This window comes from Psychrobacter sp. SWN149 (assembly GCF_015864565.1).
Classification (GTDB): domain Bacteria; phylum Pseudomonadota; class Gammaproteobacteria; order Pseudomonadales; family Moraxellaceae; genus Psychrobacter.
Genome location: NZ_JADYWX010000001.1, coordinates 338021 through 362357, shown reverse-complemented (window position 1 = coordinate 362357; position 24337 = coordinate 338021). Strand labels below are relative to the sequence as shown.

The 24337-nt window shown below is 44.2% G+C and carries 21 protein-coding genes and 2 tRNA genes; 13 read left to right on the top strand and 10 right to left on the bottom strand.

Translation table 11 applies throughout. The annotated features are described in order from the left end of the window. Positions 1–180 precede the first annotated feature (180 nt). Complete coding sequence (locus tag I6E86_RS01485) at positions 181–1419, bottom strand: NADH:flavin oxidoreductase/NADH oxidase family protein (protein WP_197174761.1); 1239 nt, start codon at positions 1417–1419, stop codon at positions 181–183. A 210-nt stretch (positions 1420–1629) separates the two neighbouring features. Here I6E86_RS01485 and I6E86_RS01480 point away from each other — a divergent pair, with 210 nt between their 5' ends. Together I6E86_RS01480 and I6E86_RS01475 are read left to right on the top strand one after the other, a co-directional pair. Next, positions 1630–2328, top strand: a complete 699-nt coding sequence (locus tag I6E86_RS01480) for a TetR/AcrR family transcriptional regulator (RefSeq protein ID WP_197174760.1) — start codon at positions 1630–1632, stop codon at positions 2326–2328. Positions 2329–2393: 65 nt separating this feature from the next. Next, positions 2394–4568 carry a molybdopterin oxidoreductase family protein gene (locus I6E86_RS01475; RefSeq protein ID WP_197174759.1) on the top strand — a complete coding sequence of 725 codons (2175 nt, stop codon included), beginning with the start codon at positions 2394–2396 and terminating at the stop codon, positions 4566–4568. Between the two features lie 112 nt (positions 4569–4680). Here the strand turns inward: I6E86_RS01475 and I6E86_RS01470 are convergent, their stop codons facing one another. Beyond that, positions 4681–6012, bottom strand: a complete 1332-nt coding sequence (locus tag I6E86_RS01470) for a D-amino acid dehydrogenase (protein WP_197174758.1) — start codon at positions 6010–6012, stop codon at positions 4681–4683. Between the two features lie 91 nt (positions 6013–6103). Then, entirely contained in the window at positions 6104–6856 is a 753-nt protein-coding gene (locus I6E86_RS01465; RefSeq protein WP_197174757.1) for a YgfZ/GcvT domain-containing protein, read from the bottom strand. Between the two features lie 299 nt (positions 6857–7155). Between I6E86_RS01465 and I6E86_RS01460 the strand changes: the two genes are divergently transcribed. Both I6E86_RS01460 and hemL read left to right on the top strand, forming a co-directional pair. Further along, complete coding sequence (locus I6E86_RS01460) at positions 7156–7509, top strand: zinc ribbon domain-containing protein YjdM (RefSeq protein WP_110921964.1); 354 nt, start codon at positions 7156–7158, stop codon at positions 7507–7509. A gap of 107 nt (positions 7510–7616) precedes the next feature. Further along, entirely contained in the window at positions 7617–8918 is a 1302-nt protein-coding gene (gene hemL, locus I6E86_RS01455; RefSeq protein ID WP_197174756.1) for a glutamate-1-semialdehyde 2,1-aminomutase, read from the top strand. Positions 8919–9045: 127 nt separating this feature from the next. Here hemL and I6E86_RS01450 read toward each other — a convergent pair whose 3' ends face one another. After that, positions 9046–9447 (bottom strand): lysozyme inhibitor LprI family protein, encoded by a 402-nt coding sequence (locus I6E86_RS01450; protein ID WP_197174755.1) that lies wholly within the window; start codon positions 9445–9447, stop codon positions 9046–9048. Between the two features lie 282 nt (positions 9448–9729). Here I6E86_RS01450 and I6E86_RS01445 point away from each other — a divergent pair, with 282 nt between their 5' ends. After that, the gene (locus tag I6E86_RS01445) at positions 9730–11493 is read left to right on the top strand and encodes an AMP-binding protein (RefSeq protein WP_197174754.1); all 1764 of its coding nucleotides are present in this window, start codon (positions 9730–9732) and stop codon (positions 11491–11493) included. A 98-nt stretch (positions 11494–11591) separates the two neighbouring features. Here the strand turns inward: I6E86_RS01445 and I6E86_RS01440 are convergent, their stop codons facing one another. Continuing rightward, positions 11592–11927 (bottom strand): DUF962 domain-containing protein, encoded by a 336-nt coding sequence (locus I6E86_RS01440; protein WP_227680493.1) that lies wholly within the window; start codon positions 11925–11927, stop codon positions 11592–11594. Between the two features lie 460 nt (positions 11928–12387). Here I6E86_RS01440 and ppx point away from each other — a divergent pair, with 460 nt between their 5' ends. From ppx to I6E86_RS01415, 5 genes are all read left to right on the top strand, one after another. Further along, the gene (gene ppx / locus I6E86_RS01435) at positions 12388–14013 is read left to right on the top strand and encodes an exopolyphosphatase (protein WP_197174752.1); all 1626 of its coding nucleotides are present in this window, start codon (positions 12388–12390) and stop codon (positions 14011–14013) included. Between the two features lie 177 nt (positions 14014–14190). Beyond that, the gene (locus tag I6E86_RS01430; RefSeq protein ID WP_057758024.1) at positions 14191–14994 is read left to right on the top strand and encodes an acetyl-CoA carboxylase carboxyltransferase subunit alpha; all 804 of its coding nucleotides are present in this window, start codon (positions 14191–14193) and stop codon (positions 14992–14994) included. Between the two features lie 212 nt (positions 14995–15206). Further along, complete coding sequence (tilS, locus tag I6E86_RS01425) at positions 15207–16811, top strand: tRNA lysidine(34) synthetase TilS (RefSeq protein WP_197174751.1); 1605 nt, start codon at positions 15207–15209, stop codon at positions 16809–16811. Between the two features lie 148 nt (positions 16812–16959). Beyond that, positions 16960–17793 carry a pyrroline-5-carboxylate reductase gene (proC, locus tag I6E86_RS01420; RefSeq protein ID WP_197174750.1) on the top strand — a complete coding sequence of 278 codons (834 nt, stop codon included), beginning with the start codon at positions 16960–16962 and terminating at the stop codon, positions 17791–17793. 143 nt (positions 17794–17936) lie between these two features. Then, the gene (locus I6E86_RS01415; protein ID WP_227680468.1) at positions 17937–18497 is read left to right on the top strand and encodes a YggT family protein; all 561 of its coding nucleotides are present in this window, start codon (positions 17937–17939) and stop codon (positions 18495–18497) included. An 87-nt stretch (positions 18498–18584) separates the two neighbouring features. Here I6E86_RS01415 and I6E86_RS01410 read toward each other — a convergent pair whose 3' ends face one another. After that, positions 18585–19379, bottom strand: coding sequence for a hydroxymethylpyrimidine/phosphomethylpyrimidine kinase (locus I6E86_RS01410; protein WP_197174749.1), 795 nt, complete (start codon positions 19377–19379; stop codon positions 18585–18587). A gap of 365 nt (positions 19380–19744) precedes the next feature. Between I6E86_RS01410 and I6E86_RS01405 the strand changes: the two genes are divergently transcribed. The 3 genes from I6E86_RS01405 (at position 19745) to I6E86_RS01395 (ending at position 21078) form a co-directional block, all read left to right on the top strand. Then, positions 19745–19834 (top strand) — tRNA-Ser (locus I6E86_RS01405). Between the two features lie 186 nt (positions 19835–20020). Continuing rightward, positions 20021–20097: transfer RNA gene (locus I6E86_RS01400), tRNA-Arg, on the top strand. Positions 20098–20424: 327 nt separating this feature from the next. After that, positions 20425–21078, top strand: coding sequence for an RDD family protein (locus tag I6E86_RS01395; RefSeq protein ID WP_197174748.1), 654 nt, complete (start codon positions 20425–20427; stop codon positions 21076–21078). 50 nt (positions 21079–21128) lie between these two features. Here I6E86_RS01395 and I6E86_RS01390 read toward each other — a convergent pair whose 3' ends face one another. The 4 genes from I6E86_RS01390 to I6E86_RS01375 all read right to left on the bottom strand — a co-directional run bounded on the left by I6E86_RS01390 (position 21129) and on the right by I6E86_RS01375 (position 24263). Next, the gene (locus tag I6E86_RS01390; protein ID WP_197174747.1) at positions 21129–22109 is read right to left on the bottom strand and encodes a calcium/sodium antiporter; all 981 of its coding nucleotides are present in this window, start codon (positions 22107–22109) and stop codon (positions 21129–21131) included. A 223-nt stretch (positions 22110–22332) separates the two neighbouring features. Then, positions 22333–22713, bottom strand: a complete 381-nt coding sequence (panD, locus tag I6E86_RS01385; protein WP_010196068.1) for an aspartate 1-decarboxylase — start codon at positions 22711–22713, stop codon at positions 22333–22335. Between the two features lie 100 nt (positions 22714–22813). Continuing rightward, positions 22814–23395, bottom strand: coding sequence for an aminoacyl-tRNA hydrolase (gene pth / locus I6E86_RS01380; protein WP_197174746.1), 582 nt, complete (start codon positions 23393–23395; stop codon positions 22814–22816). 193 nt (positions 23396–23588) lie between these two features. After that, positions 23589–24263, bottom strand: coding sequence for a 50S ribosomal protein L25/general stress protein Ctc (locus I6E86_RS01375; RefSeq protein ID WP_197174745.1), 675 nt, complete (start codon positions 24261–24263; stop codon positions 23589–23591). Positions 24264–24337: the final 74 nt, after the last annotated feature.

Genomic DNA, 24337 nt, shown 5'->3' with positions numbered 1-24337 from the left:
CATAAATCGTAAATTATGTCTATTGTGCGTTATGATGATTGACGAGTTAACCCAACATTTTGACAGATTTTATCATTGAAAATGGCCAGTAGAAAAAGAGCAACTAGAAAAAGAGTAACTGTTTGCATATGAAGCAGCTACTCTTTTTTATTGGTCATAATTAAGAATGAACGGATTCTGTTATTTCTCTAGAGTCGATAAGTAACGCTGATAACGTTTGGTCAGTCTCTTTATACGAATACGATCCTTAACGAGCGAGAGTATCGGTGAGGCATTCGGTTTAGGTCGCTTGCCTTTACTCATACGCTGTAGTTGGCGTTTGATGACAGCCATAGTCGCGAGTGCACTCATTGTCTTGTCTTTCCAGCGTACAACGGGGTCATGAGCACTCAGCGTGCTGTCCTTTTTCCAATCATTGGGTAAGGAAGGGTTCATGGCCAATGCCGTTCCCATACCGACGATATCAATTCCTTGAGCCAACACATCTTCTGCAACAGCCAATCGTCTAACGCCACCGGTAGTCATGACAGGCATTGTAGCGACCTGCGCAATCTCCTTTGCAAAGTCTAAAAAGTAGGCTTCTCGCTGCAGAGTCTGTCCATCTGCTGTATTGCCTTGCATAGCGGGGCTTTCATAACTGCCACCAGACAGCTCGACCAAATCAACTGCCAACTCATTCATGGCCAGAACAACCTGCCGTGCATCTTTGGCATCAAATCCGCCCCGTTGAAAATCTGCCGAATTTATTTTTACCCCAACTGCAAAACTGGGCGAGACTTGAGCACGAACTGCGTTGATAACTTCAATGAGTAAACGCATTCGGTTTTCAATCGAGCCACCGTATTGATCGTCTCGTTTATTGGTGAGTGGCGATAAAAACTGTGAAATAAGATAGCCATGCGCGGCATGAATCTGCACACCATCAAAACCTGCTTGCTCAGCCTTTACAGCCGTATCAGCAAACCGTTGTATCAACTGCTCGATATCTGATTGGGTCATCGCACGAGGCTTGCTAAACAAATGAGAGTATTTGCCCAAATCCATAGCCACGTCAGAAGGGGACAATACATCACCGCCCATCGCTGCATACACTTGGCGACCTGGATGATTGAGCTGCATTAAAACGCGCGTGTCGTTTTGCTTGGCAGCCTGCGCCCACGTTCTAAAAGGGGCTATATCACTATCTTTGTTCAATACGACTCCACCGGGCCCAGTCATTGCGCGACCATCGACCATGACATTACCTGTAATCAATAATCCTGTACCGCCATTTGCCCAGCCTCGATATAGACGTAACAAAGCTGCGCTTGGAATCTGGCCTGTGTCCGCCATGTTTTCTTCCATGGCCGCCTTTGCCAAACGATTGGATAGTGTGATGCCACACGGCAATGTAAAAGGTGAAAAAACGGGAGATGTCATGATAATAACCTCAAAAATATTGTTTTGTGAAGCATGAGTTCTGCTATGGGTTTGACTATAGACTTATTGTTTAAATGACTATAGTCTTATAGTTGAAATAATAGTTGTCAGCATTTGAGTATTATCATCACATTTTTTTGCTGCAATAGCACTGTAGATAAATTACTGACGTGTAGAATAAATGGTTTAACAAGTAGGGATACCTGTGTCGTGACTGTACTAATCCAAGAGACCACCGCACCCATAGAATCAAAGCGCGAGCTGGCAAAAGCCAAAACGCGACGTGCGCTGCTAAAAAGTGCGCTACGACTGTACAGCTTAGAAGGTGCTCAGGGTATGAGCATGAATAAAGTGGCCAAAGGTGCTGGCATTGCGCAGCCCAGTTTTTATAACCATTTCGATAGCCTAGACGCGCTACAAAACGAGCTGAGCGCTCAGCTAAAAGACAACTACCTATCACCCATGCGACTGGCATGGGTCGATATGCTCAAAGATTACGATGTTCTAAGCAAAGAGCAGTTTACTCAGCAGTGTCAGGACTGCCTGGTGATGATTTTTGATTCTGCCTTTCAAAACATCGCCTTGTTTCAGCATTTGTTAGAAGATCGCCCTCGGTTTACTGCCAATATAGAAAACCAATCTTCGTTAAACAATGGACTGGGTAATCTGGTCACCGAGATACAAGAAGAGTGGACAGAGATATTCATTCAAGGATTGCAGCTATCCAACCGTTCTTGTGAACGCAGCGCTGTCAATCTTTGTGTTGATATTGCTGCTGCACAAGTACATGAGCTCATATTAGGCTGTCATCAGCAGCGCTACTCAAGGCAGCAAGCGATTGATACGTTAAGCAGCAGCTTTGATGCACTGTTCGCCAATTTTTTGCACGGAAGCAATAGTAGTGAATAACGATAATAAGCGACAACTATTATCGTAAAAACTAGGATTAATCAAACACAACAGGGAGAGTTATTATGGCCACAACCATTGCTACACCAACGTTAGGCGAAGAGCAAACGCATTTTAGAACTTGTACATTGTGCGAGGCGATGTGCGGTGTTGAGATAAAACATGATGGCGAAAAAGTATTATCGATCAAAGGCGATAAAAATGACCCTTTTTCTCAAGGGTATATTTGTCCAAAAGCCACCGCTTTGCAGGATTTGCATGAAGATCCTGACCGTCTGCGTCAGCCTGTTGAGAGAACGGCGGATGGTTGGAAAACGCTCAGTTGGCCAGAAGCACTGGATAAAGTGGCCGCAGGTATTCAATCAGTACAGCAAAAATATGGCCAAAACGCATTGGGGGTATATCTTGGTAACCCTAACGTACACAATATGGGCGGTATGCTGACCATCAAACAGCTACTCACTAGCTTAAAAACTCGCAGTCGTTTTTCTGCCACCTCAATCGATCAATTGCCACACCATATCGTCAGTATGCACTTATTTGGCCATATGTTACGTATTCCAGTTCCTGATGTGAATCACACCCAATACATGCTCATTATTGGTGGCAATCCGCTTGCCTCTAACGGCAGTATCATGACCGCACCAAACATGCGCCAAAAGCTAAAAGATATTAAAGCCCGTGATGGTAAAGTGGTGGTCATTGATCCACGCCGCACAGAGACTGCTGATATCGCTAGTGAGCACCATTTTATTCGCCCCGCGACAGACGTGTTGCTATTACTCGCGATGCTGAATGAAATCTATGCGCAAGGCTATGCGAAGCTAGATAGCAAAGTCGCTGCATTGGCACCTGAGATTGATCGACTTGCTCTGTTTGCTAAAGAGTACACAGCTGAGTCAGTCGCTGCTATTACAGGTATCACGGCACCTGAAATCAAACGTATTGTCAAAGAATTCTGCGAAGCGGAAAGCTCAGTCTGCTATGGCCGAATGGGTATTTCGGTGCAAGAGTTCGGCCTATTGAGCCAGTATCTGTCGATGGTCATTAATATCGTCACAGGGCGCTTAGATGAAGTGGGTGGATTGATGTTCCCCAACCCTGCAATGGATGTTGTGAACAGCTCAGGCCCAGGCTATTTGGGTAAACGCCACAGCCGCGTGAGCAATTTGCCTGATTTTAATGGTGAGTACCCTGTGGTTGCCATGGCAGATGAGATGTTGGTCGAAGGTGAGGGGCAATTAAAAGGGTTCGTCACTGTTGCAGGTAACCCTGTGCTCAGTACACCAAATGGTGAAAAGCTAGACGAAGCGCTGTCAAAACTAGAGTTTATGGTGTCACTCGATTACTTTGTGACCGAGACCAGTCGTCATGCCAATATTATCTTGCCGCCTGTATCGCCACTAGAGCGTGACCATTACGATGTGACGTTTAATGGATTTGCGGTGCACAATGTCGCCAAATACTCGCCAGCTTTGTTTGAGAGATCAGAAGAGACGAGACATGATTGGGAAATTTATTTAGAGCTGGCAGATCGTTTGGATAAAGATGCGCCAGAAGCAACGCAAAAAGAGCGTGCAGCGATAAAAGCATTTGGGCCGAAATTTGTTTTAGAGCAAGGTCTAAAGTATGGGCCTTATAAAGAAATCACGTTAGATGTACTCATGGAAAACCCGCATGGTATCGACTTAGGGCCATTACACAGTATGTTGCCAGACGCTATCAAGCATGCAGACAAGCAGATTCATCTTCATGTGGATTTCTATCAAGCGGATTTGGCACGGGTGAGAGAGATGGTAAAGCAGTATAATGATGATGAGATTTTGCTCATTGGCCGTCGCCATGTGCGTAGCAACAACTCATGGTTGCACAATAGCCATCGATTGGTAAAAGGCAAATCTCGTTGTACGTTGATGCTGCATCCTGACACAGCGGCGCAGCATGGTATCGTTGATGGTCAATCTGTAAAAGTCACCTCGCGGATCAGCAGTGTGATCATTGCAGCAGAAGTGACGGATGAACTGATGCCAGGTGTGGTCAGTATCCCGCACGGCTTTGGTCATGGACGTAAAGGGGTCAAGCAAAAGATTGCCCAAGCGCATGCGGGGGTGAGTGTTAACGATTTGACAGATGATACCCTAATCGATCAGCTGAGTGGAAATGCAGCCGTCAATGGCGTGCCTGTGCAGTTAGAAGCGCTTGAATCAGTAACAGATGACGTATTGGCTACGGCATCATAAATCTTAATGGGTAGCACAGTAATATAAGTCTTTCCCTAAATTTAAAAGAAGGCGCTCACCTATAGTAAGCGCCTTCTTTTTTGCACGAAATCTTAATCTATCGCTTATTTGATTAAGTGCTCATACCCACAAAGTCAAAATCAACGTTAGGGGTTTCGCCTTGGATTAATAAACTAAGGGCTTTTGCAGAACCACAAGAATGCGTCCAACCAAGCGTACCATGACCAGTATTGAGCCATAAGTTGTCAAAAGTAGCTGAAGCGTTATGACTACCATGTTTAACTTGACCGCAGTGTGCACGACCAATAAGGGGCACGTTCGATGGGGTCATCGGGCGCAGTCCTGTCCAATATTGCACCGAGTTTGCGATAATTCCTTTGGGGAACAATTGCTGTACACGCCGAGTAATTGCTTCACAGCGAGTGGTATTCAGATCTAAGTTATAGCCATTAAATTCTGCGGTGCCAGCCACCCGTAATTTATCACCCAATCGTGAGGTGACCAGTTTAAACTCATCATCAATCAAGCTAACAAAAGGCGCTAAATGCGGCGCTCGTGGGTTGACGGTATAAGTAGCCGAATAGCCTTTTGCCGGAAATATTGGCGCGTGTATGCCCAAAGGTTTTAGCAGAGGTACGCTATAGCTGCCAAGCGCGACCACATGACTATCAGCCGTGAAAGTTTGCGCGTTTTCGCCTTTTGGACGGATAGTAATACTATGTACATGAGGACGGGCAGAGTCAGCATCAGCATCAGCATTGAGTGCTAAAATCTCGGTATCATATAAGAACTTTACGCCTGCATCGATGCAGCGCTGCGCCAAACGTTGGGTAAATAGATGGGCGTTGCCAGACTCATCACGACTGGTATAGGTTGCCCCAGTCAGTTTATGAGCAATTGGGTAGAGGGCTGGCTCCAAACTGACAGCATTATTGATATCAATTACGTAGCGCTCACAACCAAGTGCTTGCATGCGTTCGGTTGGTTCGATGGCGGCATCAAATTCTGCCTGATTGGTATAAAAATGCATGATGCCGCGTGTTTGTTGTTCGTAATTAATATCAATATCTGCACGCAGCTGCTGCAAAGCATCTCTAGAATATAATCCTAAGCGTACCATCTGCACTAGATTGGCATCGGCTCTATCGGCGCGGCACTCTTGCAAAAACTGCATGGCCCATTTGAGCTGCGCTTTATCCGCACGCAAGCGATACAGTAGTGGAGCATCCTCTTTAAACAACCATTTGAGCGCTTTCATCGGAGTCGCAGGATTGGCCCAAGGCGTGGCATGAGACACTGATATTTGACCACCATTTGCGAACGAGGTTTGCATGCCTGCGGCAGGTTCACGCTCAATCACAGTCACATCATAGCCTGCTTGACGTAAATACCATGCGGTGGTGATGCCCACCACGCCTGCTCCGAGTACCGCAATATGTGTCATAGGATTCTCTATGCTCATGTTAATCATGATGGTAGCGCTGTATTAATCTACCATCACCTTTGCTGCGTCGCTTGCTTGATCCGATTTACTTTTATTTTGGACGTGCAACATCTACCTGTAGAGCAGCTGGCAAGTCCAATATGCTCAAATCGCTTTCTGCTAACTGTTCAGGGCGAGCAACGATAAGAGCTATAAAACCCTCGTCATTTTTCATGGCATTGACCACTTGGATTTTATCAAGTTTGTTACCTGCGCTTGGTGCTTCACCGGTGCCTTGTACATAGTGCAAAAATGCTTTGGGTGCAGATTTGAAATAAATACGAGCGATGACTTCTTGACCCAGATAGCAGCCTTTGTCGTAATCCATACCGCCGCGCTGATGCAGACGCAGCTCTTGCGGTTGGAACTCGCCTTGAGTGGCGGCTACAATCCAATAGTTACCAGTGGCAATACTGCACTGCATCCAAGCTTGAGTATCCTCAGTCGTATTATGGTCATCTTTATGGCTAAAGGTTGGCGCGTCTGCTAGGACACAAGGATAAATAGCGACTGGTGCACTGGTCTCAAACTTTGAAAATGCACCATACTTTTTAAGGTGTGCTTGCAATGACTCAGCGCAGTCGCTACTGATGACTACATCATACTGCTTTTCGGCTTGTTTTTTAATCCAAATACCAAATTCAATACGGCCTTTTAAGTTACCGATGGCGGCTGCCTGATAGCTAAGCCCAAGTTTGGTAACATCACAGGTCAATTGTCCTTGAAAGAATTTTTCGGCGTCCTCGCCTTGAATGGTCAATTGTGAAAACTGCGGCAGTGCTGATGTGTCTGGAGACTGGGTCATTGTTATTATCCTTCTGATGAGAGCTTATTTATTAATAATATAGTGGGTAAATCGAAGCGATAAAAAATTATACGGGCGCTTTTATCATTGACAGTATATGTGCACATAAATCTAAATGAGGCTAAGAAGAGTACCACAAAAAACCCTGTCATAAAAAACGTCATCACTAAGTGGTAACTTAAGCATTAAATTGGGCTCAGCACCCAGTTTTCAACCGTATAAATTGGTTAAAAATGATCAGTTACGGTACAATGTTGGCTCTAGTAAAAACCTAATCTGTCATGGCTGCCGAGGAAATAATGAGCTTACCAAATTGCCCTAAATGTGATGCTGAATATACGTATGAAGATGGTGCGTTACTGGTATGTCCAATGTGTGCTCATGAATGGACGGCGGCTGAGACTGATGCTGCGCAAGCTGAAGAGCAAGATGCAGTTATTCGTGATGCAGTGGGTAATGAGCTACAAGATGGCGACGCCGTGACTGTCATCAAAGACTTAAAAGTGAAAGGCTCTTCAATCGTGATTAAAGTCGGGACGAAAGCAAAAAGTATTCGTCTGTTGCCAGATGCCACTGACGGTCATGATATTGACTGCAAACTTGATGGCTATGGCCCGATGAAGCTCAAGTCTTCTGTGGTCAAAAAAGCCTAGTAAGCCAAACGTGCTTGAAAAATTTTATAATAAACAAATATAAAATATACATTTAGTCAAAAAATATAGAAGTTATAAAACATAGAACCTATAAGTAGAGAATAACTATGAGTACTAAAAACGAACAGCTCTTTGCACAAGCCAGTAAACACATTCCAGGCGGCGTCAACTCGCCAGTCCGTGCCTTTGCAGGGGTCGGTGGTACGCCAATCTTTATGCACCGCGCCAATGGTAGCAAGATTTATGACACCGAAGACAATGCCTATATCGATTATGTCGGCTCTTGGGGCCCGATGATTTTGGGTCATGCACATCCAAAAGTCATTGATGCGGTGAAAAAAGCTGCTGATGATGGTTTAAGCTTTGGTACGCCTACACCGTTTGAAACCACAGTTGCAGATAAGATTTGCGAAATCGTTCCTAGCGTGGAGATGATTCGTATGACCAGCTCAGGTACAGAAGCGACCATGAGTGCGATTCGCTTGGCGCGTGGTTATACCCAGCGTGACAAAATCGTGAAGTTTGAAGGCTGCTATCATGGACATTCAGATAGCCTACTAGTAAAAGCAGGTTCTGGTATGGTCGATATCGGTGAACCAACTTCAAAAGGCGTACCTGCTGATTTTGCTAAGCACACGATTACGATTCCTTATAATGATCCGCAAGCGATCAAAGACTGCTTTGAGAAATGGGGCGAAGAAGTCGCTTGCGTTATCTTAGAGCCAATCGCTGGCAACATGAACATGGTCATCCCAACGCAAGAGTTCCATGATACGTTGCGTGCCGAGTGTACTGCCAATGGCGCAGTCTTAATCTTTGATGAAGTCATGACTGGCTTTCGCGTCGGACTTGGCGGCGCGCAAGCACACTTTGGTATTGACCCTGATCTGACTTGCTTTGGCAAAATCATCGGTGCAGGTTTACCTGTTGGTGCTTTCGGCGGTAAAAAAGAAGTCATGTCTTGTATCGCGCCACTTGGCGGTGTCTATCAGGCTGGCACGTTATCAGGCAACCCGCTAGCAATGCGCGCTGGTATTGCCATGTTTGAAGACTTAACGGCAGATGGTTTTTATGATGAACTAGCCGCGAAAGTTGATCGTCTGGTAGACGGTTTCCAAGCGGCGGCTGACAAGCATGGTATCAACCTGCGTACCAATAAATTGGGCGGCATGTTTGGCATGTTCTTCGTCAGAGACAATGCGACCACTGTGCCTCAGAACTTTGATGACGTGACAGAGTGTGATATGACGGTATTTAATACTTTCTTTCATGGCATGCTAGATCGTGGTATTTACTTAGCACCTTCTGCATATGAAGCAGGTTTTATGTCTATCAAGCATAGCGATGAAGACATTGATGCGTCAATCAAAGCGGCTGATGAGATATTTGCTGAAATGGCCAGTGCTTAATTTATTCTGACTCAACGTCATAAGTAGCACTCATCAAAACAATCAAAGCCATAAAAAAACCAGTACCTTAAGAGGTGCTGGTTTTTTTATGGCTAATTCTTTATGACTACTTATTTTCTAAAATCATCTACTTACTTTTGATATTTTTAATATCGGTGTCTAACTGTACGCGTCGTTGTTTTGTATAAGTGGTCAAACAACCATTGAGCGCCATTGGGTAAGCACTACCGCCACGAACTGGACTGGCAGAAAACTGACAAGCTTTGTCTCTAAAATCAATCCATGATAATTGTACTGCTTTTAGTTCTTTTTTCTCAGAGCTGTTAAGTAAGCGCTGAAAATCACGGTAAGACTGGTTCAATTTTTTGTCTTCTACGGCCAGCTGAGCTGCAACACAGTTGTTAAGATCGGCTTGAGTACGAGCCTTATCGCAGGTAGTGGTTGTTGCAGATGCTTGAGCACTGAAAAATAATCCTGTTGACAGTAAAGCAAGACAGCCGACTTTTTTAATAGGGCTCATGATAATCATATAACCTCTTTACTGGTATGAACGGGCGATTAGCATAACATGGTTATATCTCGGCTATATCTTGAATTTATGAGGGGTTTGGTAAATGTGTATGTTCGATTACATCTACATTTTTAAGCTAGTCGAGCTGAGTTTTTGTTCTGTATATTGGTCATAAAAAGCGATATGTATAAACCAAAAATACTGCTAATAACAGACCTGATAAAGTGACTCAGCCGCTTAAAAAATCATGATTAGAGTGTGCTATGCTGAGAAAAACATACTCAGCAAGGACGCTAACTCATGACTACCAGTACCAATGATATGCCTAGCAGTAATACGCCACCGTTATGGCAAGCCTCGTATGAGAAACACGGACTAAGAAATAATCTAGATGTGTTAGAGGGCAAGCATAATCTGCTAGATTTATTGCAACCCAAGATAGATCAGCATCGTGATTCTGTGGCTTTTAGTATGGGGCCCGCTACGCTTACCTTTGCACAATTGGATATTGCCAGTCGCCGCTTTGCTGCTTTTTTACAAGCAAAAGGAATCAACAAGGGCGATCGTGTCGCGGTACAACTGCCCAATATATTGCAGTATGCAGTCGTGCTGCTTGGCTGTTTGCGCTCAGGCACCGTACTGGTAAACGTCAATCCAATGTACACTCATTATGAATTGGCACACCAACTGACGGATGCTCAAGTTAGCGTGCTGGTTGTCCTTGATGGAATGACAGCCGCTTTCGATCAATTAGACGATGCAGTGAAATCGCAGCTATCACTGGTGGTACATTGTTCTGTCAATCCAAATGCTGAACCTACTGATAACGATATTGCCTTACTTACCCAACTTAAAGACTCAGCTGATACTACTCGTCAATTCAACCAAACCAACCAAACCACAGCCGATAATGTTGCAAACGATAATGCTACAAACGATATCTCAGAGCAGAATGTAAGCTTTGCGCATATCATAAATACATACCACGCTGAGCAATATCAGCCTGTGACTATCGAGCGTGAGGATTTGGCATTATTACAATATACAGGCGGCACGACTGGTAAGCCAAAAGGCGCCATGCTGACACATTATAATGTCATGGCTAATATCTGTCAGTGTTATGCGATGTTTGGCAAGGCAATTGAAGTGGGTCGTAGCGAGCAGATCAAGATACTGAATCCTTTACCGCTTTATCATATCTTCTCATTTACCGTGTGCGGTTTGCTCGGTATGTATGGTGGGTGGGAGGATATATTGGTTACCAATCCACGTGATATCGATGGGCTAGTCAATACTATTGAGCAGCATCGTCCGCATGTCATTCCTTCTGTAAATACCTTGTTTATTGGTATGCTCAATCATCCAAAATTTGCTGGCCTTGATTTTAGTCGATTGGCCTTATCTATCGGTGGTGGCACCGCCATCATCAAAGCGGTATCTGATCAGTGGCAACAAGTGACGGGCATGATGATTCATGAAGGTTATGGAATGTCTGAGACAGCACCGGTAATCTCGTTCAATCCACCAGGGATTACGACTTTTAATGGTAGCGTTGGTCTGCCGTTAGCAATGATGAATATCAAAATCATTGACGAAAATGGATCTTCATGTGCGATCGGAACACCTGGAGAAGTCGGCATCAAAGGACCACAAGTGATGCAAGGCTATTGGCAAAAGGATAATGCAGATACCTTTACTGAAGATGGCTATTTTAAATCTGGCGATATTGGCGTCATGGATCATGATGGTTTTTTGACACTCGTCGATCGTAAAAAAGACATGATACTGGTCTCAGGATTTAACGTTTATCCTAATGAAGTAGAGGCCGCATTAACTGAGCATCCAAAAGTGCTAGAAGTGGCCGTCATTGGGGTTGAAGACAAGCACAGCGGTGAAGTACCGAAAGCCTTTGTGGTTAAAAAAGACCCAAGTTTAACGGCTGATGAACTGGCGGCTTTTGCTATTGAGCGTTTGACTGGCTATAAGCGTCCGCAGTCTTATGTGTTTATTAACGAGTTGCCTAAAACGGCAGTCGGTAAAATACTACGTAAGTCTTTGCGATAAATAAAGACGTCATTTCACTGATGAAAACGAACAAAAAACTGGGCTGCTATTTTTAGCAACCCAGTTTTTTAATGCGTGCTGTATACAACGATTGAATCTTATCGTGCTTTATCAAATTTGCGATCCTTCAGGCTCAAGTTACCGCGCACCACATCGCTATACATTCGGAAATCACTGACAAAACTCTTTAGAGGAGATTTAAAAGAGGCTGGTTTGTTTTTTTCAAAGAAAAAATGCCCGACCCATGCGCAAGCATATCCAGCCGCGATGCCTTTCAATAAAGGTTTGGCTGAGCCAGTTTTTACAGACTTTGCGAGTCCCAATAAACCAAAACTACTACCTGCGAAATGCAAGCGACGGCAAGCCATGTTTTGATGCTCATTCAAATAGAAATCATAAAATGGCTGTTCCAATACTTTTTCGGTTTTTACCATGTCCTTTTTAGCGCTGCTGATAGGGGTCTCAGTATTTTGGGTAGCGTCTTTTGTGGTGGTCTGGTTCATGTGACTAGCTTCCTTGCTGGTGGGTTTGATAACTATTACTTACAGATGATTTTCAATCGATTAACTGGTGATTTTTGCTGTAAGTTGTACAGGTAGAACATCTGTAAATAACGGTTTTTTATCATGATATTGATAGCTTTCAATGTAGCAAACCGATATGAGTAACACAAGCGCTAGATGCTGAGCCGACACCTTTTGAGTCATAGGTCACTTCTTGATGTCCCCGGTACAGTTTTGCATCGCTTGCGAGTGTTCAGCATAAATGCTTTAATGACAAAATTGCCCTGATTTCTGTGGTTGCTACTTTTCTCTGTACATGTGATTTTATAACTATATAGCACGTGATTTTGGTAAACTATCCACTCTCTCTAACACGGTGATGACTTGTCCTATGCCTATTGACTATCTTACAAATCCGCCTCTCAGCGATGATGAAATGATGGCAGCCATTGATATTGGTTCCAACAGTTTCCATTTGGCCATTGCTCGTCTTGATCACGGGGAAGTGCGAAAAGTAGTCTCTATGTCTGAAAAGGTACAGCTCGCCGCTGGATTAGATGAGAATAACATTCTAAGCGCAGCAGCCGAGCAGCGTGGCCTTGATTGTTTGAGTCGGTTCGTGGCGCGCTTGGACTCAGTGCCTCCAGAGCGTATTCGTGTGGTTGCGACCAATGCGTTGCGTCAAGCCAAAAATGCCAATGACTTTATTTCCCGTGCCAATAAAATTTTGCCAAAGCCTATTGAGATTATCGCTGGCCGTGAAGAGGCGCGTTTGATTTATTTGGGCGTCTCACATACCAATGAGAGTAGCGATAAACGCTTGGTTATGGATATTGGTGGTGGTTCAACAGAGTTCATTATTGGCCAAGAGTTCGACCCGTTATTGACAGAGAGCTTACAGATGGGCTGTGTGTCTTTTACCCAAAAGTTTTTTGCTGATGGGCTAATCACCAAAGAAGCTTTCAACAGTGCTATTTCAGGCGCGCGCAAAGAAGTCTTAGCCATCAATGGTCGTTACCAAAAGACAGGCTGGAGCAGTGTGGTTGGCTCAAGTGGGACGATTAAAGCGGTACGTAATGTCCTCGTGTCAAAAGGCTGGGCTGATGAGCAAGAGCGCATCACTTATAAAGGTGTCAAAAAATTAGAGAAGTTGCTGATTAAGATTGGCAATATTGATGATATTGAATTAGAAGGCGTCAAAGAACATCGTAAAGCCGTGTTCCCTGCAGGCGTGGCAGTGCTGCGTGCTGTGATGAAAGTGTTGGGCGTTGAGACCATTATTTACTCAGATGGTGCGTTACGTGAAGGCGTCATGTACGACATGCTCGGTCGTTTTGCTAGCGAAGATGTGCGTGACCGCAGTGTATTAGCATTGATCAAGCGTTATTCAGGGGATAAAAAGCAGGCCAAACAAGTGGTCAAGACCAGCCGTCATTTATTTGAACAAGTCAAAGATAAGCTTGCGCTGACCAATGATGACTGTGATTTGCTCAGACGAGCAGCATTCTTACATGAGATAGGGCTGGCAATCAGTCACAGCAGCTATCACAAGCACAGTGCTTATTTGCTAGAATATTCTGACATTCCAGGGTTTTCGCAAGTGGATCAAAAGCGCATGGCGCAGCTGATGCTCAATCATCGCCGCAAGCTCAAAGCCGATATGCTAGAACAAACTTGTCAGATCGGCGGCGACCAGCTGGTTTATCTCTGCTTACTGTTGCGCCTCGCGGTTCTGGCTCATCATAGCCGCAGTGATTATGAGCTACCAGAGCTAGAACTAAAGGTAGTGGCTGAAAACAGCTGGCAGATTACCTTGGCTGATAGCAGTGAGCATTACGCGTTCTTGCTGGCAGATTTGCGTACCGAGATTGACCAATTCGCTAAGTGGGGCATACAGCTTAGCGTGGTTGAGACGCCAGCGGTTGATGCTCAAGAGATTGAGACTCAAGACGTTGATGTGCAAACGGCAGCAGCAATGAGCGCTGAGACGCAAGAGATTGAACAGTTACCATTGTAATTACCGAGTTAAAGGTTAACGTAACAAAAGCGGCGTTGTCGATAATGTCATGCTATATAAGATGTGCTACTATAGCTTCTATTGAGTTTACAACTGTACTTTCATTATCTGAATACGGATAACGATATTATTCTTAAACATAAATACATTAAGTATAATTATTAAAGGAAAGCGTCTATGAGCACTGTCTGGGATAGTGTGCAGCTTGCACGACACGCCAAGCGTCCATTATTTATGGACTATGTTAATCAGCTTTTTACCGAATTTGACGAGTTGCATGGCGACCGTGCTTTTGCCGATGACAAAGCCATTTTGGGTGGCTTGGCTCGTTTTGATGGCCAGCCTGTGATGGTAATTGGTCAGCATCGTGGTCGTAGCACCCGTGAGCGTATTGCTCATAACTTTGGTATGGCCAATCCTGAAGGCTATCGCAAAGTGATTCGTTTGGTCAAAATGGCTGAGCGCTTTAATATTCCGGTGATGACCTTTGTGGATACCCAAGGTGCTTACCCTGGTATTGGTGCAGAAGAGCGCGGGCAGGCGCAAGCGATTGCAGAGAGTATCGCTGTATTCTCTAGCCTTAAAGTGCCTGTGATTGTGACTATCATTGGTGAAGGCGGCTCAGGTGGCGCATTGGCGATTGGTGTCGGTGATAAAGTAAATATGCTACAAAACAGCATTTACTCAGTGATCTCTCCTGAAGGCTGTGCTTCTATCCTATGGAAAACCGCTGAAAAAGCACAAGACGCTAGTGAAGCGCTAAAGTTAAACGCCATCAACCTGTATCAAATGGGTTTGATTGATGCCGTTATCGAAGAAGGTGAAGGCGCACATATTCAGCCACAGCCGGTGATGAATGCCCTAAAAGCATTGATTACTGAACAGCTTGATGAGATTAAAGATTTAGATCCTCAAGAGCGTTGTGAGCTACGTTATGAAAAGCTAAAGTCTTTTAACTCAGAAGTGATGTTACCTGCTTAATTGGTTAATAGGATTTTTCTGTTATTAAGCCGCTATTATTTAATAGCTGGCTTTTCATATTAGAGTCTAAGTCTTAATGCTAAAATAAAAACGTGTCATTTAATGGCGCGTTTTTTTATGGCTGTTAGTATATAAAACATCTAACGTCACTCAGTAATTAACGCAGCTATTTCTATATCTGTGCAGTAACTAACTTATAAATAAGGTTGACTATGACCAGCAGTGCAATCATCTCGCATCCTATTAAGCTAATTGCTGCTTTGCCAGTTGATGAGACGCTAGCGACAGCGTTATTGAGCAGTATGTCTGAATATGGTGATCAGCTGCACGGACGGCGTATTTGGCTAGCCTGTAGTGGTGGGCGTGATTCATTAGCACTCGCGGCACTATGGGTACAGCTCTACAGGCAAGGACGATTGCCATGTTTGCCGCAGCTCTTACATGTCGATCATGGGCTACAAGCGGATAGTCAGCACTGGGCCAAGCATGTTGCCAATTGGGCACAAGCGCAGCAGATACCTTGTCAGCTTTTACAAGCTCAAGTGAATGGGCATGATGAGCAAGCCGCGCGGCAGGCACGTTATGACGTCATGCGCGCACATATCAATCAAGACGATGTATTGCTATTAGCACATCACGCTGATGACCAAGCCGAAACAGTATTGATGCGGCTCATTCAAGGCGCTGGCGTCAACGGTCTCTCTGGTATGCAGCCATGGCGAGTGCAAACGCAGGACGCGCAGCGCAATATCCTGTGGCGACCTTGGCTCACGATACGACGCGCCACTATCAGCGCCTATGCCAAGCGTTTAGAGCTGCCTTATATAGATGATCCTACTAATGACAGCGGTGATAACGTACGTAGCGGACTGCGCCGCGATATCATGCCAATACTGGCTATGTATAACCCCAATGTGATTGATAATATTGCTCGCAGTGCGCAGCTGTTGAATGATGCACAGCAAACAGTCAGCGCTCAAGCTATGCAGGATCTGCAGCAGACAGCTAATGCAGATATGCAATTTTCATCCGCACAGCGTGTATTGAATATCGATGCACTAAAAGAATTACCTATTTACCGCCAGCGGCAACTATTGCACTATTGGCTGGGTCAAGATGAGCCATTACCGCCTGCTAAGCAGCTCATCGATGACATATGGGCGCTCACTCAGCGTAGTGATCACGACCATCAAACAGAACTGTTTTGGCAAGGTCGTAAGAAGTCATATACCATTCGCCGCTATCGTCAGCAGTTGTACCGTTTGAGTAGTGAGTGGCTATCTTGGCTAGAGATACCACTGATCGAGCATGAGCTAACACTACCTAGAATAACTTTATCTAACCATTCAGCTGATCATAATCTGACATCACTTACTCTACGTAGCAGCAATAAATATATTTGGCAGCTGCAAGTTATGCCGGATGTACTGATACCATTTATAGAGCCGCTTAAAAACCATACAAGTGACATACTATCTCAATTCGTGTTAAAAGTAGCGCCGTTAGATCGTAAGCAACGTCTAAAAACGGCAATGGCCTCGCGTCCTCAATCAGGCAAAAAACTATATCAAACGCTTGGGATTCCACTATGGCTACGAGAGAGCTTAGTCGTGGTTAGTATCGCTTTTTTAGATAGCGATGGTGCTGAAGAGAATGTAATAAGTGACATACCTATCTTGTTACTATCGCCATTTAGTCGTTGGGTATTAGATATCAGTCATTTAAGCACTGAAAATGCAAATGCTGAGCAGGTAAGTATAACGATTGATACGGATCAACTTGCCAAACAGCTTAATAGTATCGTTTATCCGCATTGAATTTTTGATTGGATGCGATGAGCGATGTCTTAGAGTGGCATCTCGAATTTATCAAACGAGGATAGTGGCAGTATGATAAACTGAGTGTCGTTTTATATATCAATACGTTAAGTTGAATACCTTTGAATGTTGTGACTAGGAGACAAGTATGTCGGTATTAGATAATAAGAAAATCAGTTTTATTGGTGGCGGAAACATGGCGCAAGCGCTCATCAGTGGTCTTGTTGGCTGCGGCATCAAACCGAGTCTCATTACCGTCGCTGATCCTAGCAGTGATGTACGTGAGCAATTGGCCGCTAAAGGCCTAAATACCGTTGACCCAATGGCTGATCCAAAATCTGCTGTGATCGGTGCTGATATCGTGGTGCTGGCAGTAAAACCACAAATGATGAAAGTAGTGGTAAGCAGCTTTGCCGACGCGTTAGACAACCAGCTAGTGATTTCAGTGGCGGCAGGCTTATCGACGGATCTTTTGTCAAACATGATGGGCGGGTATGGCAATATCGTCCGCGCCATGCCAAACACGCCTTCTATGATTCAGATGGGTGCGACAGGTCTCTACGGTACAGATAACATCTCAGTAGAACAAAAAGCATTAGCAACTGCTGTTATGGAAGCATCAGGTTTGGTCATGTGGGTCGATGACGAAGCGCATATGCATGCAGTCACCGCTGTATCAGGGTCAGCACCAGCGTATATGTTTTACTTTATTGAATCGATGGTCGATAGCGCCGTGAGCTTAGGGCTAGATAAAGAGCAGGCCTCAGCGCTTGCACTGCAAACCATGATTGGTGCGGCAAAAATGGCAATGAATAGTGATGATGCACCCGCTGAGCTGCGCCACAAGGTCACCTCACCAAATGGTACAACACAAGCGGCAGTTGAATCGATGCAAGCCAATGAGATCGGTCGCCAGATCGGTGAAGCCATGCAAGCTTGCTATGATCGCAGCCAAGCATTGAGTGAAGAGATGAGCAAGTAGCTCACTATAAGACAGCTCATGCTATAAAATCCATGAGCTGTCTTATAACGTCACCTATCGTATAGTCATTAGCAACTGATAGTGACATTCGTCATCCTATAACCTGTTAATAACGTCACATTGAGTAGCACTTCATGAACAACATGTTATTTCAAATTTTTGATTTGGTCACCACATTCGCTATGATGCTGGTGTTTATTCGTTTTATGTTGCAGTTTGCAGGGATGGATGCGAGCAATCCCATGATTGCACCTGCTTATAAAGCGACTCATATCGTCGATGTGTTTGGGCGTATCTTTCCGACCGTAGCACAGGGTCGTATCAGTATTGCGGCTATTATCCTGATGTTTCTGATTCGTCTGATTGATATCTCTGGAAAAGCGGCATTGACGCATAAAGGCATTGCCCCTGTACCACTGTTCTTTACAGGTACGACCAGCTTACTATTAGATTTTTTGCGTATGTGTCGCTACTTGGTGATTGGTTCTATCATCGTTAGCTGGATTGTGGTGTTTACTAGATCTGAGCATCCTATCATCGGTATTATTATTAACTTAGCAGAGCCAGTTCTAGCGCCATTTCGTCGTATCACGCCAAATCTAGGTATGCTCGACTTATCGCCTATGGTCGCTTTCTTAGCATTTTATTTGCTTGAGATATTTATCGGTGGTTTGGCCGCGAGTGTGCTACCAATGTTAGGTTAGTCTTAACAAGCTAAAAATCTGATATAAAAAAAGGCGCTCTACATAAACATAGAGCGCCTTTTTTATATCTATCATTTATATCTTACGTTAAACATTTATAAATCGATTAGGTATCAATTGCGCTTTAGCATTGTCAGGATGCGGTGCGTCAGCCGCGCGCAAGGTTTGGGTAATCCAACTGTCGGCAGCTTTTACCGCATTGATGAGCGTATCGCCCATTGCCAAGCGACCAGCGATAAAGCTGGCAAGCGAGCAGCCTGAACCATGGAACTCGCCATCTAGGCGCGGTAGAGTGCTTTGGTGCACCATCTCGCCTTGTATATATAGGTACTGCTCGATATCACCGCTATCAAAGTCGTGCGAGGTTTTTACCAGTACTGCATCAGCACCTTGTGAGCACAGTTTTTTTGCAGCAATATGCAGGTCCTGCTCACCGCTTAGCGCTCGAAGCTCATGGGTATTTGGTGTAATCAAGGTGGCATAGGGCAGTAGCTGTTTAAATGCGCTGACAAGCGTTTTTTCATCACCCAAACTGCCACCACTGTTGGCGACCAATACAGGGTCTAGGACAAAAGGCGTCCCCTTTGCAATGATCTGCTCAGCAAATAAGTGTGTCAGCATCGCAATATTATCAGTGGTGCCCAACATGCCTGATTTGATGGCGCTAACAGGTAGGTCATCTAGCACTGCGGTGGCTTGATCTTTCACGAGGCTTGCCGCACACGCCTCAAAACCAAATACTTGCTGTGAGCTTTGTATGGTGACTGCCGTACAAGCAATGGCAGCATGGGCACCTGATTGTCCGATGGCTTCGATGTCTGCTTGTAATCCAGCACCGCCTGAAGGGTCTAATCCTGAAAAGCATAGTACGACAGGTCGCATAATCATTCCTTTTTTAAACATTTTGATTTTTAAGTATGTTAACTCGGTGACAAATACTATAGACATCCAGCACTAAAAAAGCCATAGTAGGCGCGAGATCGTCTGTAGATGGTTCATTCCTCGATGAAAATTCACTCAGTACGTGTAAATGGGCTTAAATACCATTTTTATTGGCCTTTATTGATATTTTGGTCGTTCAAAAGGGTCTCAGACCCTATAAATAAATAAATATAATAAAAATCGCATTAAATCTGTAGACAACGCTTGCAATTCGTTTTGGCTTTGCTATAATACTCGCCCACGGGATAAGACGTATTATCAGCAATAATACTATTTTTTAGAACTTAAAAAGTCTTACGTCGTTTGGTGAAGTGGGTGAGTGGCTGAAACCAGTTCCCTGCTAAGGAACCATACGTTTGCGCGTATCGAGGGTTCGAATCCCTCCTTCACCTCCATTTATTCGGTTTTTAGTAGAGTAGTGACGCGATATAAAAGCGTTGATTATCTTCTGTTTTATTAAAGCAAAAAATATTTTGATTTTAATAAAAAAAGATATTGACACAAGCGAAATTATCTATATAATGACCAACCTAATTTGCTGTAATTGTTTTTAACAATTCAGTAAATGATGTGCAAAGTACGCGCTTGTAGCTCAGTTGGATAGAGCACTTGGCTACGAACTAAGGGGTCGGGAGTTCGAATCTCTCCAAGCGCACCATTTGCATCATCGCTCTTTAGCCAGTCTAAAGAAAATATTAAATCAATCGCCTGTCTTATGACAATTGGCGGTTTTTTTATGTCTGTGATTTATAAGCTTTGACTCTACTGAATGCTTTTGTCTGTCTCACCTTTTTCTGTGCAGTCTCTCTTTACCTGATAGTATTATTTACTATTATTCTATGACTGTCTTTTGTGGTTCTCGTTTGTGATTGGCCGCTAAGTTTGGTGCTGATACGATTGAGCCATCGTTCAGGATAATGTACGATAAAGCCATCATTTACGGTACAATAGAGCCATTATTCATTGTTGGCTATGAGCTTGTACCATGTCAAAAAGTTTACCTAAACGCCCATCCAAATCTGCTACTAAACAAACAGTCTCAGCGAATCATTCCTCTGAGGTTGAAGAACCAATGATTGCCAAAGCTGGTACTCGTATGGCAGCGATTCTTTATGATGGTATGTTGATTTTAGCATTGTTATTTTTGGTAGGGACTATTCTGACCGTGATTGGCACCTTGTTGACCATGAATACTGGTACAGACTCTTCTCAAGCCCAGTCGTTACCAACTTGGTATCAAAACGTCATTATGACGCCGTCTTTTATACTGACGTTGGTGGGATTTTACGGGATATTTTGGCGCCGTGGTGGGCAGACATTGGGTATGCAGACTTGGCGATTAAAGACAGTCAATAATAATGGTCATTTGCTGACGTGGGGACAGTCATTCAAACGGATTTTGGCTGCCAGTATCATGCCTGTTGTATTTGGTGTCATTGGTAGTGTCGTTGATGGCTCGCGTGCTGTTTTATTAACCAGTGCTTTTTTGGGCTTCGTTTTTAATTATGCGTTTTGTCTCTTTAATCCTCGTGGCCTCGCAGTACAGGATATGTTATCGAATACCATCACACTAAAAATGCCAAAAACAGAAAATGAAGGACTATGGCGGGTGATTAGAAACCGCAAGCAAGGAAAATAAACCGCATTATCATCGCCATAGCCTTTAGACAGATTGTTTTCTGATACTCGTTACATATTAGCAGTCTGAATCAGCCATCCGGTATAGCCCACAAAAAACAGTATCAACGTGGCGCCTGAAGTACGACCAAATTGACGCTTGGTCACAAATGCAAAGACACAGAGGGCCACGAGTAACACCGTTATTAGTCCCATTGCTAATACATCACGTGACAAAATCACAGGACTAACAGTGATAGGGGCAATGATGGTCGCCAATCCGACCACTGCTAGGGTATTAAAAATATTAGATCCGATAATATTGCCTAGCGCCATATCATGCTCGCCTTTACGCGCAGCTGACAAGCTCGATACCAGCTCAGGCAGTGACGTACCAACCGCGACGATCGTGAGACCAATGATAAGCTCGCTGAGCCCCCAGAGCGTTGCTAACTCCACGGCGCCCCAAACGATAGCACGTGAACTGAGTACCAGCATTAACATACCAAGCAGTAAGCTTCCAAGACCACGCGCTATGCTCAGCTCTACATCATCTGGATCTGCATTTTCTACAACCACATCATCTTCATGCTCATGATAGCCTTCACGGATACTCATGACGATCTGTATTCCCAACACGGCAACCAATAGCAGTAGTAGCACGATACCGTCAGCTTGACTGAGTAAGCCATCACGTAGCTGCCAAGCGGCTGTGGCGGTAACTAGCAGCAGCAGTGGGAGATCACGCTTGACGATGCCCTTACGGATGATGATAGGACTGATAAGAACTGTTGCACCCAGTACCAAGGCGATATTAATAATGTTTGAGCCATACGCGTTGCCTAGTGCCAGCTCAGGACTGCCATCTAACGCGGCTAATACCGACACCACCATCTCTGGTGCTGAGGTACCAATACCTAAAATAAGCACACCAATTAAAAAACTGGGTACTCGGAACTTTTTTGCCAATGCTGTTGCGCCATCGATAAAAACATCAGCGCTCCACACCAAAATTGCTAGACCAATCAAAATTGCAATGACTGCCAACCACATGTAGATAACTCCTTCGTTAGGGATAAAAAATAGCTATTGGGTTTTGAATAATCTTACATCGCATAAAAATGGCATAAAAAAAAGCTGAATCACAATCTGGATTCAGCTTCGATATAAGTACAAGTATTTTAATGGGATTTTGATAACAACGGCAATGGTATGATGACGTATTTACTCATACTTTATGTAACAAGCTTTTAAGTAATTTCCTTAAGCAATGTTCTTAAGCCACTTGTACTGGAATGATGTTGGCTGTGTCTTTTACCGTGTTGTCTTCGTTACAATAGACCAGTTTTGGCTGATAGGTTGACGCTTCCACTTCGTCAAAATGAGCATATGCACAGATAATAACGATGTCGCCCAAGTCTGCCATATGAGCTGCCGCGCCATTTAGCGAGATAATACCAGAGCCTGCTTCTGCACGGATAGCATAAGTGCGAAAACGTTTGCCATTGGTCACGTTGTAGATATCGATAGACTCGTTTTCACGTAGACCTGCAAGATCTAATAGGTCACCATCGATGCCACATGAGCCTTCGTAATGAAGCTCGGCATGAGTAACGCGAGCACGATGTAATTTGCATTTAAGCATATTAAGTAGCATAGGTTGGTTCCTTGGCGTAACTGATATTAATTAGCGAAATCAAAAGGTTAATGGGGACAAAGTTGCCAAAATAAAAGGCTATTATAATAGAGCCGGTATATTATTCAGGTAATTTAAAGCTATTGATTTGTGAGCGGGCTTTTTCGACATCACCATCTAACAAGAGTGGCAGCGCCTCAAAAGCAGCTGTCATTGCACTATCGATAGCAATTTGCTCATCAGGCGATGCTTTAGACAGCACATGTCCACTGACTTTGGATTTGTGTCCGGGATGACCAATGCCCACACGCAAGCGATGAAAGTCACTGCCGATGTGCGGTGTGATATCACGCAGGCCGTTGTGACCACCGTGTCCACCGGACGTTTTGAGTTTGATACTACCCGCTGCAATGTCGAGCTCATCATGGGCGATCAATAGCTCATCATTTTGGATACCGTAGAAATTTACCATTGGTACCACGGATTCGCCAGACTTATTCATAAACGTCAGAGGCATTAATAGACGAACATCGTGTCCGTGGATTTGTCCGCGTCCGGTGACGCCATGAAATTTTTTGTCAGGCGCGAGTGTGATGTTGAACTGCTGAGCCAAATGATGGACAAACCAAAATCCTGCATTATGACGCGTAAACATATACTGCTGACCAGGGTTACCAAGACCGACAATAAGCTTTATGGCCATAAAAACATCCTGCTTGAGTTTAATAAATGAGTGGTAAGGCTTGGATATCGAAGTATTAAATAAACACTATTCTTTTTATACCCAAACCGTACTTACAAAAACAGCAGGAGATATTCATCACCTGCTGTTTTTTTTGACTAAGCGAACCAGTAGCTATATAACAAACAATAAGTCGCTATATAGCGTTTGGTTATTACTCGCCGTCTTTAGTATCGTCAGACTGTTCAGTAGCAGGTACATCAGCTGCGTCAACTTCTTCAGCATCTGCATCAACTTCTTCAACTGTTGGTGGCATCATGTTAGCGATAGTACGGTCATGGCCATCTTCCAACTCAAGTTCGTTGATAACAACGCCTTCAGGAAGTTTGATGTCTGATAAACGAAGCAAATCACCGATTTCCATACCAGATACGTCTATTTCTAGATATTCAGGTAGTAGTGATGGAATGCAAGAGATTTCGATGTCAGATACTAGCGTTGACAAAACACCAGCTTTCGCTGTGCCTGGCGCTTCTTCTTTACCAGCAAAATGAACAGGAACGTTCATAGTGATTTTTTGACCTTTCACAACGCGCTGGAAATCAGCATGCATTGGGAAACCTTTAGCAGGATGACGCTGCAAATCTTTAATAACAGCTTGATGCTCTACGCCGTCAACATTGATGGTCAAAATGTGTGAGAAGAACGCTTCAAATTCAAGCGATTTTACCAATTCGTTAATCTTGATAGAGATAGACGTTGGCTCTTCATTACCACCATAGATGATAGCAGGAACTAGTTTCTGCTTACGTAGGCGGCGGCTCGCACCTTTACCTTGTTGGTCAGCAGAACGATCAACTGCGTTTAGCTCAAAATGGTTAATGCTCATGGGGTTAATCCTAATAAAAAGAATGGAGAAGTGTCTGGTCATAAAAAAGTGGATTTGCGACCAATCCACTAAGA

Bases quoted from the DNA above. Each gene is read 5' to 3' on its own strand.
- I6E86_RS01485 (WP_197174761.1), bottom strand. From the start codon at position 1,419: ATGACATCTCCCGTTTTTTCACCTTTTACATTGCCGTGTGGCATCACA.
- I6E86_RS01475 (WP_197174759.1), top strand. From the start codon at position 2,394: ATGGCCACAACCATTGCTACACCAACGTTAGGCGAAGAGCAAACGCAT.
- I6E86_RS01470 (WP_197174758.1), bottom strand. From the start codon at position 6,012: ATGACACATATTGCGGTACTCGGAGCAGGCGTGGTGGGCATCACCACC.
- I6E86_RS01465 (WP_197174757.1), bottom strand. From the start codon at position 6,856: ATGACCCAGTCTCCAGACACATCAGCACTGCCGCAGTTTTCACAATTG.
- I6E86_RS01460 (WP_110921964.1), top strand. From the start codon at position 7,156: ATGAGCTTACCAAATTGCCCTAAATGTGATGCTGAATATACGTATGAA.
- hemL (WP_197174756.1), top strand. From the start codon at position 7,617: ATGAGTACTAAAAACGAACAGCTCTTTGCACAAGCCAGTAAACACATT.
- I6E86_RS01450 (WP_197174755.1), bottom strand. From the start codon at position 9,447: ATGATTATCATGAGCCCTATTAAAAAAGTCGGCTGTCTTGCTTTACTG.
- I6E86_RS01445 (WP_197174754.1), top strand. From the start codon at position 9,730: ATGACTACCAGTACCAATGATATGCCTAGCAGTAATACGCCACCGTTA.
- I6E86_RS01440 (WP_227680493.1), bottom strand. From the start codon at position 11,927: ATGGTAAAAACCGAAAAAGTATTGGAACAGCCATTTTATGATTTCTAT.
- ppx (WP_197174752.1), top strand. From the start codon at position 12,388: ATGCCTATTGACTATCTTACAAATCCGCCTCTCAGCGATGATGAAATG.
- I6E86_RS01430 (WP_057758024.1), top strand. From the start codon at position 14,191: ATGAGCACTGTCTGGGATAGTGTGCAGCTTGCACGACACGCCAAGCGT.
- tilS (WP_197174751.1), top strand. From the start codon at position 15,207: ATGACCAGCAGTGCAATCATCTCGCATCCTATTAAGCTAATTGCTGCT.
- proC (WP_197174750.1), top strand. From the start codon at position 16,960: ATGTCGGTATTAGATAATAAGAAAATCAGTTTTATTGGTGGCGGAAAC.
- I6E86_RS01415 (WP_227680468.1), top strand. From the start codon at position 17,937: ATGTTATTTCAAATTTTTGATTTGGTCACCACATTCGCTATGATGCTG.
- I6E86_RS01410 (WP_197174749.1), bottom strand. From the start codon at position 19,379: ATGCGACCTGTCGTACTATGCTTTTCAGGATTAGACCCTTCAGGCGGT.
- I6E86_RS01395 (WP_197174748.1), top strand. From the start codon at position 20,425: ATGTCAAAAAGTTTACCTAAACGCCCATCCAAATCTGCTACTAAACAA.
- I6E86_RS01390 (WP_197174747.1), bottom strand. From the start codon at position 22,109: ATGTGGTTGGCAGTCATTGCAATTTTGATTGGTCTAGCAATTTTGGTG.
- panD (WP_010196068.1), bottom strand. From the start codon at position 22,713: ATGCTACTTAATATGCTTAAATGCAAATTACATCGTGCTCGCGTTACT.
- pth (WP_197174746.1), bottom strand. From the start codon at position 23,395: ATGGCCATAAAGCTTATTGTCGGTCTTGGTAACCCTGGTCAGCAGTAT.
- I6E86_RS01375 (WP_197174745.1), bottom strand. From the start codon at position 24,263: ATGAGCATTAACCATTTTGAGCTAAACGCAGTTGATCGTTCTGCTGAC.